Below are 16,452 nucleotides of genomic sequence, written 5' to 3'. Positions count from 1 at the left end.
CTGTCGCACCAGCCCCCTCGCTTTGGCTCGGGGGCGTTCGTACCTGCAATCGATTCACTGGATCGATTGCTCGGGCTACGCCGCCGCACCAGCCTCTCGCTTCGGGCTCGGGGCGTTCGCTGCTCAAAACGCTCCATTGGAGCGTTTTGACCGCCCAAGGCGGTCGCAGCTACTGCTGCGGGATCTGGGCGATGGCGACGTAGTCCTTCCACTCGGCGATCGTCTTGATCATCAGAGCCTGGGCTTCGGCAGGAGTGGAAATATAGGGGTCGCCGCCCTGGTCGGCCAGGAACTTCTGGGCTTCCGGCGTCTTCAGAACGGTATTGAACCAGCCGTTGATCTTGGTCGTGATGTCCTCCGGCGTACCCTTGGCAACCATGGCACCCCACCAACCGAGCTGGTCGACATCGAAGCCCTGTTCTTTCAGTGTCGGGATTTCCGGAGCGCCCTTCATCCGCTCCGGCGAGGCGACGCCGAGAAGACGGAAGCGGCCTTCACGCTGCTGGGCAAGGGCAAAGACCGGGTCATAGGAACCGAAATCCATCGCGCCGCTGGTGATGTCGTTGAGGGAGTCGGCGGCGGTCTTGTACTGGACGGCAACGGTGTCGAGGCCGGCTTTCTGTTTGTAGACTTCGGCCATGACCTTGCCCGAGGTGGCGTTGACGGCGTAGGAACCGCCATCGCCCTTCTCCTTCATGGCGGCGGTCAGTTCCTTCAGATCCTTGTACGGCGCGTCCTTGGCGACGGCGATCATGAAGGCCTGCTTGTTGATGGTGGCGATCGTCATCAGGTCCTTGCCGACGTCGATCGGCGGCTTCTTCATGATCCACATGTTGCCGGCGATCGAGTTGCCGGAATGGACGAAGATCGTGTAGCCATCCGGCTTGGAGCGGGCCGTATATTCGGCAGCAATGTTGCTCATCGCACCCGGCTTGTTTTCGACGATGATCGTCGCGCCGGCGATCTTGGATACCTTGTCGGCGAAATAACGGACAAGAACGTCGGCGCCCGAACCAGCCGGGAAGGCGCAGACGAAGGTGATCGTCTGGTCCGGATAGGCGGCGTTGGCCGGCGTCACATTTGCAATCTGCGCAACCGCCAGCATCGCCATGGCGGCTGTGGCTTGCGCGATCTTTTTAAGCCATTTTGTCACTTTATCATCTCCTATGGCGGTTAGTAAGGGTCCCTGCGAACGAACCTGCCGCACTATGGCGGCAGGGTGTTTCAATTCGGTTGATTAATTCTGCGGAATCTTGGCCATCGCGACGTAAGTCTTCCAGTCCTCGACGGTCTTGGCGAGCAATGCCTGCCCCTCGTCCGGCGTGCCGATATAAACGTCGCCGCCGAACTTGCCGAGGAAGGCAACCGTATCCGGCTGCGCCAGGATCTCGTTGAACAGCGAATTGATCTTGTCGACGATCGGGCGCGGCGTCGCCTTCGGCACGAAGGAACCCCACCAGCCGAGCTGGTCGATGTCGTAACCCTGTTCCTTGGCGGTCGGAATGTCGGGCAGCGACTTCAGCCGGATCGGCGAACCGGTGGCGAGGATGCGGACACGCTTTTCGTTCGCCTGAGACAGGGCGAAGACCGGGTCGTGCACGCCGTAATCGATGGCACCGCTCAGCATGTCGTTGAGCGAATCCTTGGCGTCCTTGAAGCTGATCTCGACCGGATCGACGCCGGCCCTCTGCTTGTAGACTTCGCCCAGAACCTTGCCGGAGGTTGCAGCCGTTGCATAGCTGGCGTTGTTGCCCTTCTTTTTCAGGGTTTCCGTCAGCTGCTTCATGTCCTTGATCGGGCTGTCATAGGCGACCACGAACATGAAGGCCTGCTTGTTGATGAAGGAAGTGGTCTGCAGTTCCTTCACTACGTCGAGCGGCGGTGCCTTGAAAAGCGACATGTTGGCCGCCGTCGAGGTTCCGGAATGCACGTAGATCGTATAACCGTCCGGCTTGGCGCGGGCGGTGTACATGGCGGCGATGTTGCCGGCGGCGCCCGGCTTGTTTTCCACGATCACGGTCTGGCCTGAGACCTTGGCGAACTTGTCGGCGAAGAAGCGGACGAGAACGTCGGCGCCGGAGCCGGCCGGGAAGGCGCAGACGAAGGTGATCTGGCCGTTCGGATATGCGCCCTGTGCGAAGGCGCCGAACGGGGCGAGCGCTGCCGAGGCGGCAGTCGCGAGCATCAGTTTTCGGCGGGTCATTTCAGTGTCGATCGGCATACAGTCCTCCCTCGATGCCTGACTTCAATTCATAGAGTTCCATCCTCACAGGCGGATGTCGCGAAGCCTTTTTCGCAGCTTCAGTTCTGCGGGATCTTCGCGAGCGCCACGTAACCGCGCCATTCCTCCACGGTCTTGGCCAGAAGCTCGTCGACCTCCTTCGGCGTGCCGGTATAGACGTCGCCGCCGAACTTGTTCAGGAAGGCTTCCGTCTCCGGCTTTTCGAGTACGCTCTGGAACAGGTCGTGCAGCTTCATGACCACGTCGTCGGGGGTTTTAGCCGGCACGAACACACCCCACCATCCAAGCTGGTCGACATTGAGGCCGTATTCCTTGATGGCCGGAATGTCGGGGGTCGATTTCATGCGCTGCGGCGAACCGACGGCGAGCAACCTCAGGCGCCCCTCGCGCTGCTGACTGAGCGCAAAGACGGGATCGAGCGCGGCGAAATCGAGCTGGCCGCTGACGATGTCGTTCAGCGAATCCGGGCCGGTCTTGTAGGCGACTTCGGTCGCCGCGACGCCGGCGAGCTGCAGATAGACTTCCGCCAGCACCTTGCCGGAGGTCGCCGTGGAGCCATAGGTGGCATCGCCGCCCTTGCCCTTCAGGTGCTCGGTCAGCTGCTTCATGTCCTTGATCGGGCTGTCGGCCGCGACCGCGATCATGAAAGGCTGCTTGTTGATGAACTGCACGCCGCGCAGCGCCTTGGTGACGTCGATCGGCGGCTTTTTGAACAGCGACATGTTGGCAGCGGTCGACGTGCCGGAATGGACATAGACCGTATAACCGTCCGGCTTGGCGCGGGATACGTATTCCGCGGCGATATTGCCGTTGGCGCCCGGCTTGTTCTCCACGATGACGGTCTGCTTGGAGACCTGCGCGACCTTCTCGGAAAAGAAACGGACGAGCACGTCCGCGCCGGAACCGGCCGGGAAGGCGCAGACGAAAGTCACGGTAGCGCTGGGATAGGTATTCGACTGGGCGAATGCGGCACCCGGCAGAACAGCGGCCACGGTGGCCGCCGCAATCAGGGTGCGTCTCGTAAGCTTCAGATGTTGTTCAGTCATTGGCTCCTCCTCCAAAACTGTTGCGGAACTGTCCGTTACTCCTCCTGGAACGCCTCCTCGCGGGTCTTTCTAAACTGCGGGAAGATGATCAGGCAGAGCATCAGCACCGTCGCCACCAGCAGCGTCGCCGAGATCGGACGGTTGATGAAGATCATCGGGTCGCCGCGGGATATGACCAGCGAACGGCGCAGGTTTTCCTCCATCAGCGGGCCGAGAATGAAGCCGAGCACCATGGGGGCGGGCTCGCAGCCAAGCTTGAAGAGGACGTAACCGAAGACGGTGAAGACGATCATCAGGACCATCATGAACGGCTCGGTGCTCGTCGAGTAGACGCCGATCGCACAAAACAGCAGGATCGCCGGGTAGAGCAGGCGGTAAGGAACCGAGAGCAGCTTCACCCAGATGCCGATCATCGGCAGGTTGATGACGACGAGCATCAGGTTGCCGATCCACATGGAGGCGACCATGCCCCAGAAGAGGTCCGGACGCGTCGTCATGACCGCCGCACCCGGCTGGATGCCCTGGATGATCATCGCACCCATCATGATCGCCATGATCGGGTTGGACGGAATGCCGAGCGTCAGGAGCGGGATGAACGAGGTCTGGGCGGCCGCATTGTTGGCCGATTCCGGCCCGGCCACGCCTTCCACCGCACCGGTGCCGAACTTGCGCGGGTTCTTGGAAATCTTCTTTTCCAGCGTGTAGCTGGCGAAGGAGGCAAGCACCGCGCCGCCGCCCGGCAGAATGCCGAGGATCGAGCCGAGGCCGGTGCCGCGCAGCGCCGCCGGGATCGCATCCTTCATTTCACTGCGTGTCGGCCAGAGATCGCGCAGGCGGGTGCTGATCGTCTCGCGCGGCGGCGGCGGGTTTTCAAGGTTGCGGACGATTTCGACGATACCGAAAAGACCGAGGACCAGCGGCAGGAAGTCGATGCCTTCCCAGAGACCCGAAAGGCCGAAGGTATAACGCGTCAGGCCGGTATTGATGTCGGTGCCGACGAGGCCGAGCAGGAGTCCCATCAGGACCATGGCGACGGCCTTCAGAACCGAACCGTGGGCAAGAACGATCGCCATGACGAGGCCGAGCAGCATCAGCGCGAAATAATCCGGCGAATTGAACTGCTGGGCGATCGCCGAAAGCGGCGGGCCGAAGGCGGCGATGAAGACGGTGCCCACGCAGCCCGCGAAGAACGAGCCGAGCGCGGCGATCGCCAGTGCGGCGCCGGCGCGGCCGCGGCGGGCCATCTGATGGCCCTCGATACAGGTCACCACCGAGGAGGCTTCGCCCGGCATGTTGACGAGGATCGAGGTGGTGGAGCCGCCATATTGGGCGCCGTAGTAGATGCCGGCCAGCATGATCAGCGACGAGAGCGGATCGAGCCCGAAGGTGATCGGCAGAAGGATGGCGAGCGCCGGAATGGGGCCGATGCCGGGGAGGACGCCGATCAGCGTGCCGAGAACCGTGCCGATCAGACAGAACAGCAGGTTCTCCAGCGTACCTGCCGCCATGAAGCCGGTTGCGAGGTGTTCAAAAACTTCCATGGATTACCTGCCCCACCAGACGGGCATCGGCTGCCCAAGAGCGTATACGAAGATGATGACGACGAAGGCCGCGGTGCAGACTGCGAAGACCAGCGTTTCGACGAGGTTGACCTGGCGCCTCGCATAGGCGGCGAACATGATGAGCAGGATCGAGGAGATCACGGCGCCGACTTCGGCGATCAGCAGGCCGAAAGCGGCAATCGCCAGCAGGATGAAGGCGATCGGGCGGAACTGGATGCGCTCGATCGGCGGGCCTTCCAGCGCCAGCGACTTGGCCATGACGATGAGGCCGATCAGGACGATCAGCCCGCAGATGATCATCGGGAAATAACCCGGCCCCATGTTGCGAGCAGAACCGAAGTTGAGATCCGAGCCGACCCACAGGCCGATCGCGCCGAAGAGGATGAACAATACGCCCGCGCCGAAATCCTGCGGACTTTTGATGACCATGGTTTCCTCCCTGAAAACCTGACTGTGGAACCGGTCCGGCTCTGCTCCAAGCACCACCAGACCGTCATGACACATACTACCCAGGCCGCGCCTCGAACCCGCGGACTCGAATTCGTTCATAGGCAACTAGATTTGACTATATACAAGAGTATCCCTCTTGTCAGTCAACCGAATTCCGTTACCCGCTACCGACCAGATACCACACCTGACCCGTGTTTTCGATCCTATCGCAATAATATCAGGAAGCCAGATATCACAGGTGTAATTTCCAGACATCCTTCCGTATTTTTGGACAGGCGATTGAAACCTTCCGTTGCGACCCCCTCCCGGCGGCGCCTGCGCGAGGCCTTGCGGCGGGACATATGAAATTGGTTTTGGACAAAGTCAATTATACTTTATCAAAAATGGTTGACATGCGAACGCGGTGCGAAGAGACTAACCGTCACGATTTCAAAGGGTAAGAAAATGAAAATATCGGTAGTGGGAGGAGGAATCGGTGGTTTGACGGCAGCCTTGTCGTTGCTCCGCCAGGGATTCGACGTCGACGTCTATGAACAGGCGGTCGAACTCAAGGAGGTCGGCGCGGGCGTCCAGGTCAGCGCCAACGGCACGCGAATCCTTTTCGAACTCGGGCTGGAAAAGGAGATCATGGCTATCGCCGCCCAGGCTGACGGCAAGGAAATCCGCCTCTGGAACACCGGCCAGACCTGGAAGCTTTTCGATCTGGGGCCGCTGTCGATCGAGCGTTACGGCTTCCCCTACATCACCATTCACCGCAACGACCTGCACCAGACGCTGGCTGCCGGTGTGCGGCGGGCCAAACCGGATGCCATCAAGCTTTCGAAGAAATGCGTCGGCATTACCCAGAACGACAAGGGCGTGACGCTGAGCTTCGCCGACGGCACGACCACGACCTCCGACATCGTCGTGGGCGCCGACGGCGTGCATTCGAAGATCCGCGAGGCGCTGTTCGGCCGCGACGATCCGAAATTCACCGGCATTGTCGCCTGGCGCGGCGTCATCCCTGTCGAGCGCCTGCCGCAGCGCATGCTGCGCCCGATCGCCACCAACTGGATCGGCCCCGGCGGCCACGTCATCCAGTATCTCCTGCGCGGCGGCAAGCTGATGAACTACGTCTCCGTGGTCGAGCGCGCCGACTGGCAAGTGGAATCCTGGTCGGTGGCTGGCACGACGGAAGAATGCCTTGCCGATTACCAGGGCTGGCATGAGGACATCCACACGTTGATCAAGGCGATCGACGTGCCCTACAAATGGGCCTTGATGCTGCGCCCGCCGATGGACGACTGGACCCGCGACCGCGTCACGCTCCTCGGCGACGCCTGCCATCCGACCCTGCCGTTCCTGGCCCAGGGCGCCGTGATGGCGATCGAGGACGGCTTCGTCCTCGCCCGGGCGCTCGCCGAGAACAACGGCAATTACGAAGCGGCCTTCGCCGGTTACGAGGCCGCCCGCGTCGAGCGAACCGGCAAGATCGTGCGCGGCGCCGAAGGCAATTTGAGCCGCTTCCACAATCCGGCGCTGAAGGACCCGAAGCTCGCCGAAGACTATGTCAATGCCGAATGGCAGGAAGACAAGGTCAAGCAGCGTTACGAATGGCTGTTCACCTACGACGCCACCTCGGTGCCGGTCGTGGTCGGAAACAAGTCGCGGGAAGCTGTCGCCTAGGCGCAATTCACGAGCTTCACTCTTCAAAAGCCCGTCCGCCGGTTCTGCCGGCCAAACCTGTGAACATCGGCGGACGAAGCATAACAGGTAGGAAATCATGACCACCAAGGCGGAATGGCAGCGGATCCCGCTGATCGTCTCCTTTCCGGAGACCGCGAAATATACCGAGACCTATGGTTTCGCCGGCAATTCCGGCAAGGTGAACCTCGAGGGCCAGCTGCTGCGGCCGGCAAACGCTCCGTCCAGGACCGTTTATGTCTTCATGCACCCGACCTCGACGCTGCAGCTCCTGCCGATGCCGACGGCGCTCGCCGATGCCGGCCTGCACGTGCTCTGTGCCGCCAGCCGCTATCCGAAGAACGATACCGCCCTCATCATGGAAAAGGTCGCGATCGACCTCGGCAAGTGGCTCGACTACGCCCGCGGCGATCTCGGTTACGAAAAGGTCGTGCTGGTCGGCTGGTCGGGCGGCGGTTCGCTGTCGCTGTTCTACCAGGCCCAGGCGGAAAATCCGACCATCACCCACACGCCGGCCGGCGACGAGGTGAACCTCGTTGAAGCAGGCCTGAAACCCGCCGACGGCGTCATCTTCATCGCAGCACATCTTTCCCGCGCCGAGACGCTCACCGAATGGCTCGACCCCTCGGTCATCGACGAGATGAACCCGGACGTGCGCGATCCAGAATTCGACATCTATTCGCCGGACTGCCCGCACCAGCCGCCCTATTCGAAGGAATTCGTCGAGCGTTTCCGTGCGGCCCAGGTGGCCCGCAACCGCAAGATCACCAGATGGGCGCAGGACATGCTCGCCGAACTGAAGCGCCGCGGCGGCCCGGAACAGGAACGCGCCTTCGTCGTCCACCGCACCATGTGCGACGTGCGCTGGTTCGACGGCACGATCGATCCGAACGACCGGCCGATCGGCAAGAGCTACATGGGCGATCCGCGCACGGTCAATGTCGGACCGGTCGGGCTCGCCCGCTTCACCACGCTGCGTTCCTGGCTGTCGCAGTGGAGCTACGACCTCTCGAACGCCAAGGGTCCGATGAATGCGGCGCTGATCCGCCGCTCGCCGGTGCTGCAGATCGAGAACAATGCCGACGAGGCTGTCCCGGCCACCCACAACCCGACGATCCGTGCGGCATTGGCGACCGAAAACAAGGAATACATGACCATTCCGCACGCCACCCACTACTATCTCGGGCAGCCGGAGCTTCTCAAAGCCTGCATCGACCGGGTGGTGGACTGGAGTAGGCGGCAGGGGCTGCTGGCTTGACGAGTTGACTGGAGTCTGCGGGGAGCAGGCTCCCGACCATCGGGAGGTTTGACCGTGCGCTTTAAACAAAAGCACCACCGTCCAGACTGGAACGGTGGTGCGATCTCTTTTGAGGACGTGAGGCGGTGCGGCACACGCCTTGTATTTCCCCTTGCGGGGAAGATGTCAGCAGAGCTGACAGATGGGGGTGGCGCCACGAGCTCGACGTTAGAAATTGTTGAACCACCCCCCTCTGCCCCTCTCGGGGCTGCCGGGGTCGAGCCACGTGTCTCGACCCACTCTTCGAGCCCCGCGCAAGGGGAGAGAGGGGCGGTTAGCTACTCAGGCAGCAGCCGACTTCGCGGCGATCAGCGCAGCCTTCTTCTTCACCCAGCCCTTCATGCCTTCGTGGGCTTCGGACGCGGCCTTTTCCAGATAGCCGGGCTCTTCCGTGCGCGCGGTGATTTCCAGGCGCAGGCCGTTCGGGTCGAAGAAATAGATCGAGTTGATGAACTCGTGGTCGATGACGTCGGTCGTCTTGACGCCGGCGTCCTGCAGACGCTTCTTGAACTTCATCACCTCTTCGACGGAATCGACTTCCATGGCGAAGTGCTGCACCCAGTCCGGGGTGTTCGGCGAGGGGAGCGGCATGACGTTTTCGCCAAGGTCGAAGAAGGCCATGTAGGAGCCGTCGCCCATTTCGAAGAAGAAGTGCGCATAGGGTTTTTCCTCGCCGGTGGAGGGCACGCGGTCCGACGTCATGCAGTTGACCAGCGGCAGGCCGAGGAGGTCCTCATAGAACTTACGGGTTTCTTCGCCATCGCGGCACGGGTAGGAAAAGTGATAGAGCTTGCGAAGCTTCGGTGCGTCAACCATGGTGGTTCCTCCATATCCAGGCTTGTTGCATTGGCCGTGATGGTAGGCCTTTGCCGGTCTTCCCATGTCCACCCCGTAAGGGGACATGCCCCAGTGATGTTTTCACGCGAAAAATCTATGAACATGGCAGGAGGCGTCAATGCCTGCGCTTGATGCGGACAATATGGCGGCACTCGCCGCGCTGATGGAACAGGTCGGCGAGCCCGCCTTTCCCGAAACATTCCTGGCGACCCTGCGCGGCATTGCCGGCACGGATTTCTGTTCCGCCTTCCAGGCGGAAGACGACGGGTCTCTGACCTACCTCTTCGCCTGCGGTTACCATTCGACGATCCCCGGCTTCGCCGAACGCGCCTCGCTCGATTATGCGCGCCGCTACTGGCAGCGCGACCGCGTGACGCGCCAGATGCTGAACGGATCTTCCATGCATGGGGGGGCCGCCAACAGGGTTCAGGTCATCCGGCAGGCCTGGAACGGCATCCGCGACCCGGAATACCGCCGGGACTGTTACGAGCGGGCGCATGTGCTAGAACGGCTGACCATCTACCATTCCGACGAGCCTCGCATTTTCGCGAGCCTCTACCGGACCCGTGACAGCGGCCCGTTTCCGCTGGCCGCCGTCGAGCGGCTGGAGGCTGTCGCGCCGCTCTTGATGGCCATGGTCGTCAAGCATGTGCGGCTGCAGGCAAGGCCGCAGACGGCGCCGCTGCATCCGCCGCAGCAGGAAATCGCCGGGCGGCTGTTGCAGGCGGGTTTCGCGCTTTCCGGCCGTGAGGCGGAGGTTTCCGCCGGTCTGCTGCTCGGCCGCACGCACCGGGAGATATCGGAAAAAGTGGGGCTCGCCCTGTCGAGCATCGTCACCTATCGTCAGCGCGCTTACCGCAAGCTCGGTGTCAGCGACCGCCGGGGACTTGAAGCGCTCTACGAGGGAATTTCGCGCAATTGAGCGTGGTTAAGGGAAGGGAAATTTCGAGATGATTTCGATCAAGGACCGTATTGCCATCGTCACCGGCGCAAGCTCGGGCATCGGCTGGGGCATCGCCAAGGCGATCGCCGCCGAAGGCGCCATCACCGTGCTCGCCGCCCGCAGCGCCGACAAGCTGGAGAAGCTTGCCGCCGAAATCGAGGCGGAAGGGGGGCGAGCCTTCGTGGTGCCGACCGATGTGACCGACGAGGAACAGGTCTCCGAACTCTTCGCCCGCGTGAAGGAAAAATACGGCCGGGTGGACATCCTGGTGAACAATGCCGGCATTGCCGACCACACGGCGATCGAAAAACTCACCAACGAGCGCTGGCACGAGGTGATCGGCGCCAACCTGCATTCGGTCTTCTATTGCTCGCGCGCCGCCTTCACGATGATGATCGAGCAGAAGCGCGGCCGCATCATCAACATGGGCAGCCTGTCCTCGAAAGTGCCGCGCCCGCATACCGCTGCCTATACGGCCAGCAAGTTCGCGCTCGAAGGCTTCACCCGCTCGCTCGCCGTCGATGGCCGCGAGCACGGCATCGCCGTCTCCATGGTGCATCCCGGCTCGACGGTAAGCTCGCTCGTCCCCGGCGTCACCGACCAGGTCCGCCCCGCCACGATGATGCCGCTCGACGTGGCGCGAATCGTCGTCCTGATGGCGACGCTGCCGGACGATGTGAACCTCTACGAGAGCATCATCCTGCCGGTCGAGATGCCGTTCCTCGGCCGCGGTTAACCCTTATTTCAGTACGATTTCAGGCGGTTTTCCTGCGGGTGCAAACCAAGACAGAAAGCCGCTTGACGTATATTCGGGTCCCTGATATTCAATCTCGCAACAGGGAGAAATCGCTATGGAAACCAAGACCGAATCCGCCGCCATCGAGCAGATCGCCGGCAAGTGGGGCGAATACGTCACCGTGGAATTCGACGAAGGCATCGCTTGGGTCACCCTCAACCGCCCGAAGCAGCGCAACGCGATCAACCCCGGCATCGTCTGGGAAATGAACGCCATCATGGACGCGCTGGAAGAAGACGAGCGCTGCAAGGTTATGGTCGTCACCGGTGCCGGCGAATCCTTCTCGGCCGGCATGGACCTCAAGGAATATTTCCGCGCCACCGACAAGGTGCCGCCGATCCAGCGCGAGCGCCTGTTCCGCGCGAATGCCGCCTGGCAATGGCGCCGCATGATGTATTACCCGAAGCCGACCATCTCCATGGTCAACGGCTGGTGTTTCGGTGGCGCCTTCCAATTCCTGGTCGGCTGCGACCTCGCCATCGCCTCGGAAGAAGCGATCTTCGGCCTGTCGGAAATCAACTGGGGCATCATCCCGGCCGGCATCGTGACGAAGTCGGTGCTGGAGACGATGAGCTTCCGCGACGCTATGTACTACATCATGACCGGCGAGACCTTCACCGGCCGCCAGGCTGCCGAGATGAAGCTGGTCAACAAGGCCGTTTCGCCGGACGAGCTGAAGGCCGAGACCCGTAAGCTTGCCATGACGCTGATCGGCAAGAACCCCTTCGTGCTGCGCCAGGCCAAGACCGCCTGCCGCTTCACCCGCGACATGAGCTGGGAGCAGGCCGGCGAATACCTGATGGCGAAGTCCGACCAGACGGAGCTGCGCGATCCGGAAAACGGCCGCAATGTCGGCATGAGCCAGTTCCTGGACGAAAAGTCATTCCGTCCGGGTCTCGGCGCATACCGCCGCGACTGATCCGAGCCAAGAGACCACCATGTCCGACATGACGACCTCATCTCCCAAGACGTTCGACCTCGATCGTCTCTTGCGCCCACGGTCGATCGCGATCGTGGGCGCATCGCCCGATCCTGCCTCGATCGGCGGTGGCGTGCTCTCCAACCTCGAACTTTTCAAATACTCGGGCGACCTGCATCTGGTCAGCCGCTCGCGTGACGAAATCAACGGCCGCCCCTGCGTGAAGACGATCGGCGACCTGCCGAAGGGCGTCGACGTGGTGATCCTCATCGTGCCGCAAGCGGCGATCAAGGATTCGATCATCGCCTGCGTCGAGCGCGAAGTGGCGGGCGTCATCGTCTATTCTTCCGGCTTCGCCGAAGCCGGCGAGGAAGGCCGCCAGCAGCAGGACGAGCTTGCCGAGATCTGCCGCAAGGCCGGCATCGCCATGCTCGGCCCGAACTGCATGGGCTATACGAACTATATCGACGGCATTCCGCTCACTTTCGAACCCGTCGACCTGCGCGGCGTCGGCGAGCGTTCGCGTGTCGCCATCGTCGCCCAGAGCGGCGCGACGGCGGCCAACATCCGCTTCGCCATGCATTCCCGCGATATCGCGGTCTCCTATGTCATCGCCACCGGTAACGAGGCGGTGCTGGCGGCTGAAGACCTGATCGCCTGGCTGATCGAGGACCCCGACAACACGCTCGTCGCGGTCTATGTCGAGCAGGTCAAGAACCCGCAGAAGTTCCTCGCCGTCGCGGCGCGTGCCCGCGCGCTCGGCAAGCCGATCGTCATGCTGCATCCAGGCTCCAGCGAGCGCGGCAAGGCGGCGGCCCAGTCGCATACCGGCGCGCTTGCCGGCGACCATGCCACCATGCAGGCCGCCGTCCGCAACGAGGCGGTTGCGCTGGTCGATACGACCGACGAACTGTTCGACGTCGCGGCGATCCTCGCCCGTTATCCGCTGCCGCCGGCCGGCCAGGCCGGCATCGTCACCAATTCGGGCGCTATCCGCGGCCTCTGCTTCGATTTCTGCGAACGGGTAGGCCTGCCGATCGCGACGCTGTCGGACGAGGTGCATGCCGAGCTCTCGGCGCAGGTGCCGCCTTACGTGCATGTCGACAACCCGTTCGACATCGGCACGACCGGCTTTGCCAATCCCGGCATTTTCGGCACGTCCACGGCATCCATGCTGAAGGACCCGAATGTCGGCATCGTCTTCCTGTCGCATGCCGGCGGTTCCCCGCCGATGCAGATCAAGAAGTCGGATGCGATCATCCCCGTCGCTGCGACCGCGACAAAGCCGGTGATCCTCAACATCATCGGCGACGACTATCCGCTCGATCCGACCTTCATGAAGGCCGTGCGCGACAGCGGCATTCCGTTCTTCCGCTCGCCGGAACGCGCCATGCGCGCCATGGCGGTGGTGATGAACTATGCCGCCGCGCTCGCCGCCACCAAGGATCGCACATCGGAAGGTGTCCGCCTGACGAAGACACCGGCCTCCGGCCTCGTCGTCGAATACGAAGGCAAGCGCATCCTTTCCGAACTCAGCATCCAGACGCCAAAGGGCGCGCTGGCGAAATCCGCCGACGAAGCCGTGAAGATCGCTGCCGAAATCGGCTATCCGGTGGTCATGAAGGCGCAGGCCGCAGAACTTGCCCACAAGAGCGATGTCGGCGGCGTCGCCATCAATCTCGCCGACGAGGCCGCAGTGCGCGCTGCGCATGAAAAAATGCATGCCGGCATCGCGACCCATAAGCCGGGCCTGAAGCTCGACGGCGTGCTGATCGAAGGCATGGCGCGACAGGGTCTCGAAATGGTCGTCGGCGCCAAACGCGACCAGTGGGGTCCGACGGTGCTCGTGGGCTTGGGCGGCGTCTGGATCGAGGCGCTGGCGGATGCCCGCCTTCTGCCGGCCGATATCAGCCGTGAGCGCGCTATTGCCGAAATCCGCAAGCTGAAGGCGGCAAAACTGCTCGGCCCCTTCCGCGGCCAGCCGGCCCGCGACGTGAAGGCGATCGCCGACGTGGTGGTGAAGCTCGGCGCGCTGATGCGCTCGACCCCGGAAATCGTCGAAGTCGATATCAACCCGCTCGTTGTCTATGGCGAAGGGGACGGGGTTTTGGCCCTCGACGCGCTATTCGTGGTGCGGTGAGGGCGCGAGGCCTCACCAAAGTTTAGGGGCGTAGCCCCTCATCCGCCTGCCAGCACCTTCTCCCCGTTCCGACGGGGAGAAGGGATGTGCCGCGCCGACAGCCGTTCCCCCTCGCCCCGTTTACGGGGAGAGGGTGCGCCGAGCGAAGCGGAGGCGGGGTGAGGGGCTTACAGTGCTCCGCATTTTATTTGTCCGTCGCGAGGGAGGAAACCGTGATGCAGACCCAATCCTATGGCGAACTGAAGCTTTTCATCGATGGCGAGTGGATCGGCACGCAAGGCCGCACCACCGAGGACGTCATCAATCCCGCGACCGGCGAGCCGATCGGCGCCCTGCCGCATGCGACGGCCGAAGACCTCGACCGGGCGGTGAGCGCCGCCTCCCGCGCCTTCAAGACCTGGCGCGTCACCACCGCCTACGATCGCGCGAAAATCATCCGCAAGGCTGCCGACATCCTGCGCGAGCGCGCCGCCGAGATCGGTCGCCGCATGACGCTCGACCAGGGCAAGCCGATCGGCGAGGCGGTTCCGGAAGTCCATATCTCAGCCGATATTCTCGACTGGACCGCCGACGAGGGCCGCCGCACCTATGGCCGCGTTATCCCGTCGCGCCTGCCCGGCGCCCGCTGGTTCGTCACGAAGGAGCCGGTCGGGCCCGTTGCCGGCTTCACGCCCTGGAATTTTCCGGGCGTCATCCCGGCGCGCAAGATTTCGGCGGCGCTCGCCACCGGCTGCACCATGGTCATCAAGCCATCCGAGGAAACGCCTTCGACCGTGCTGGAAATCGCCCGTGCGCTGCAGGACGCGGGCCTGCCGAACGGCGTCCTGAACGTCGTCCACGGCAAGCCGGCGGAAGTCTCCGAACACCTGATCGCCTCGGACGGCATCCGCAAGATCACTTTCACCGGCTCCACCAATGTCGGCAAGCAGCTCGCCGTGCTCGCGGCGCAGGCGGGCGTCAAGCGGGCGACGATGGAACTCGGCGGCCATGCGCCGGTGCTGATCTTCGAAGACGCCGATATCGATCACGCCATCCGCGTCATGGTGCATGCGAAATATCGCAATGCCGGCCAGGTGTGCATCTCGCCGACCCGTTTCTACGTGCATGACAGCGTCCACGACAGGTTCGTCGACGGTTTCGCCAAGGCGGCCGCGGCGCTGAAGGTCGGCGACGGCCTCGATCCGGAAAAACAGATGGGACCGCTCGCCAACAGCCGCCGCGTGCCCTCCATGGAACGCATGGTGGCCGATGCGGTCAGCCGCGGCGCGAAAATCGCCACCGGCGGCGAGCGTGGCAGCAATCGCGGCTACTTCTTCCAGCCGACGGTTCTCGCCGACGTGCCGCAGGATGCGATCATCATGAACGAGGAGCCTTTCGGCCCGGTCGCCGTCACCGCCCGCTTCTCATCGTTCGAGGAAGTGATCGGTGAGGCGAACCGCCTGCCTTACGGGCTTGCTTCCTATGCCTTCACCCAGTCCGCCAAGACCGCCGCGATGGTGAGCGACGCGATCGAGGCCGGCATGGTCGGCATCAACAACAATGCGATCTCCATGACCGAGACTCCGTTCGGCGGCGTTAAGCAGAGCGGCTACGGCTCCGAAGGCGGATCGGAAGGCATGGAAGCCTATCTCGTCACCAAGTTCACCAGCCAATCGTAAGGCGAAAGAGCCTTTCAGGAGCATTATCATGGCCATTGAAACAAGCGACATCGGCGGCGAGAACGTCAAGGTCGAATTCGAAGACGGCATCGCCTGGGTGAAGCTCAACCGCCCGGACAAGCGCAACGCCATGAGCGTAGGGCTCGCGGAAGACATGATCCGCGTGCTGGACGAGCTTGAGGTCGACGACCGCGCCGGCGTCATCATCCTCACCGGAGAGGGCGAAGCCTTCTCCGCCGGCATGGACTTGAAGGACTTCTTCCGCGCCACCGACGGCGTCTCGGACGTCCGCCGCATGCGTGCCTACCGCTCCACCCGCGCGTGGCAGTGGCGTCTTCTCATGCATTATGCCAAGCCGACCATCGCCATGGTCAACGGCTGGTGCTTCGGCGGCGCCTTCACTCCGCTGATCTGCTGCGATCTCGCGATCGCATCCGAAGACGCCGTCTTCGGCCTCTCGGAAATCAACTGGGGCGTCATCCCCGGCGGCGTCGTCTCCAAGGCGATCTCGACGCTGATGAACGACCGCAAGGCCATGTATTACGTCATGACCGGCGAAAAGTTCGGCGGCAAGATGGCCGAACAGCTGGGTCTCGTGAACGAGGCCGTGCCGGCCGAGAAGCTCCGCGAACGTACCGTGGAGATCGCCCGCGTCCTCTTGGAAAAGAACCCCACCGTGCTGCGTCAGGCCCGCATGGCGTACAAATACGTGCGCGAGATGACGTGGGAGGAGTCGGCGGAATACCTCACGGCCAAGGCCGACCAGACCACCTTTGTCGATCCGGAAAAAGGCCGCGAAAAAGGCCTGTCGCAGTTCCTGGATACGAAGACCTATCGCCCGGGACATGGCGCCTACAAGCGCGAAGGGTGAAGCAAACT

14 protein-coding genes are annotated in these 16,452 nt (G+C 62.8%); 8 read left to right on the top strand and 6 right to left on the bottom strand.

The features are described 5' to 3' along the window. Positions 1-169: 169 nt before the first annotated feature. The 5 genes from DMO26_RS17265 to DMO26_RS17245 all read right to left on the bottom strand — a co-directional run bounded on the left by DMO26_RS17265 (position 170) and on the right by DMO26_RS17245 (position 5,279). Positions 170-1,153, bottom strand: coding sequence for a Bug family tripartite tricarboxylate transporter substrate binding protein (locus DMO26_RS17265; RefSeq protein ID WP_117193374.1), 984 nt, complete (start codon positions 1,151-1,153; stop codon positions 170-172). An 84-nt stretch (positions 1,154-1,237) separates the two neighbouring features. Next, positions 1,238-2,221 carry a Bug family tripartite tricarboxylate transporter substrate binding protein gene (locus DMO26_RS17260; protein WP_226951325.1) on the bottom strand — a complete coding sequence of 328 codons (984 nt, stop codon included), beginning with the start codon at positions 2,219-2,221 and terminating at the stop codon, positions 1,238-1,240. 80 nt (positions 2,222-2,301) lie between these two features. After that, on the bottom strand, positions 2,302-3,288 hold the full coding sequence (locus tag DMO26_RS17255; protein WP_117193373.1) for a Bug family tripartite tricarboxylate transporter substrate binding protein: 987 nt from the start codon (positions 3,286-3,288) through the stop codon (positions 2,302-2,304). Between the two features lie 35 nt (positions 3,289-3,323). Further along, positions 3,324-4,829: a tripartite tricarboxylate transporter permease gene (locus tag DMO26_RS17250; RefSeq protein WP_117193372.1), complete on the bottom strand. Its 1,506-nt coding sequence runs from the start codon at positions 4,827-4,829 to the stop codon at positions 3,324-3,326. Positions 4,830-4,832: 3 nt separating this feature from the next. Further along, complete coding sequence (locus tag DMO26_RS17245) at positions 4,833-5,279, bottom strand: tripartite tricarboxylate transporter TctB family protein (RefSeq protein WP_162894941.1); 447 nt, start codon at positions 5,277-5,279, stop codon at positions 4,833-4,835. Between the two features lie 465 nt (positions 5,280-5,744). Between DMO26_RS17245 and DMO26_RS17240 the strand changes: the two genes are divergently transcribed. Both DMO26_RS17240 and DMO26_RS17235 read left to right on the top strand, forming a co-directional pair. Then, positions 5,745-6,965, top strand: coding sequence for an FAD-dependent monooxygenase (locus DMO26_RS17240; RefSeq protein ID WP_117193370.1), 1,221 nt, complete (start codon positions 5,745-5,747; stop codon positions 6,963-6,965). A gap of 97 nt (positions 6,966-7,062) precedes the next feature. Beyond that, positions 7,063-8,241, top strand: coding sequence for an alpha/beta hydrolase family protein (locus tag DMO26_RS17235; protein ID WP_117193369.1), 1,179 nt, complete (start codon positions 7,063-7,065; stop codon positions 8,239-8,241). Between the two features lie 321 nt (positions 8,242-8,562). Here the strand turns inward: DMO26_RS17235 and DMO26_RS17230 are convergent, their stop codons facing one another. Further along, on the bottom strand, positions 8,563-9,096 hold the full coding sequence (locus DMO26_RS17230) for a VOC family protein (RefSeq protein ID WP_117193368.1): 534 nt from the start codon (positions 9,094-9,096) through the stop codon (positions 8,563-8,565). Positions 9,097-9,235: 139 nt separating this feature from the next. Between DMO26_RS17230 and DMO26_RS17225 the strand changes: the two genes are divergently transcribed. The 6 genes from DMO26_RS17225 to DMO26_RS17200 all read left to right on the top strand — a co-directional run bounded on the left by DMO26_RS17225 (position 9,236) and on the right by DMO26_RS17200 (position 16,444). Then, positions 9,236-10,039, top strand: coding sequence for a helix-turn-helix transcriptional regulator (locus tag DMO26_RS17225; RefSeq protein WP_117193367.1), 804 nt, complete (start codon positions 9,236-9,238; stop codon positions 10,037-10,039). Positions 10,040-10,067: 28 nt separating this feature from the next. Next, on the top strand, positions 10,068-10,796 hold the full coding sequence (locus DMO26_RS17220) for an SDR family oxidoreductase (RefSeq protein WP_117193366.1): 729 nt from the start codon (positions 10,068-10,070) through the stop codon (positions 10,794-10,796). Positions 10,797-10,911: 115 nt separating this feature from the next. Further along, the gene (locus DMO26_RS17215; protein ID WP_117193365.1) at positions 10,912-11,775 is read left to right on the top strand and encodes a p-hydroxycinnamoyl CoA hydratase/lyase; all 864 of its coding nucleotides are present in this window, start codon (positions 10,912-10,914) and stop codon (positions 11,773-11,775) included. A gap of 19 nt (positions 11,776-11,794) precedes the next feature. Further along, positions 11,795-13,915 carry an acetate--CoA ligase family protein gene (locus DMO26_RS17210; RefSeq protein ID WP_205421230.1) on the top strand — a complete coding sequence of 707 codons (2,121 nt, stop codon included), beginning with the start codon at positions 11,795-11,797 and terminating at the stop codon, positions 13,913-13,915. A 215-nt stretch (positions 13,916-14,130) separates the two neighbouring features. Next, entirely contained in the window at positions 14,131-15,573 is a 1,443-nt protein-coding gene (locus DMO26_RS17205; RefSeq protein WP_117193364.1) for an NAD-dependent succinate-semialdehyde dehydrogenase, read from the top strand. Positions 15,574-15,601: 28 nt separating this feature from the next. Further along, entirely contained in the window at positions 15,602-16,444 is an 843-nt protein-coding gene (locus DMO26_RS17200) for a p-hydroxycinnamoyl CoA hydratase/lyase (protein WP_117193363.1), read from the top strand. Positions 16,445-16,452: the final 8 nt, after the last annotated feature.

The organism is Rhizobium terrae (assembly GCF_003425685.1).
GTDB classification, from domain to species: Bacteria; Pseudomonadota; Alphaproteobacteria; order Rhizobiales; family Rhizobiaceae; genus Neorhizobium; species Neorhizobium terrae.
Note: the sequence above shows the minus strand (reverse complement) of the source record. Positions and strands in the feature narration are given on the sequence as shown.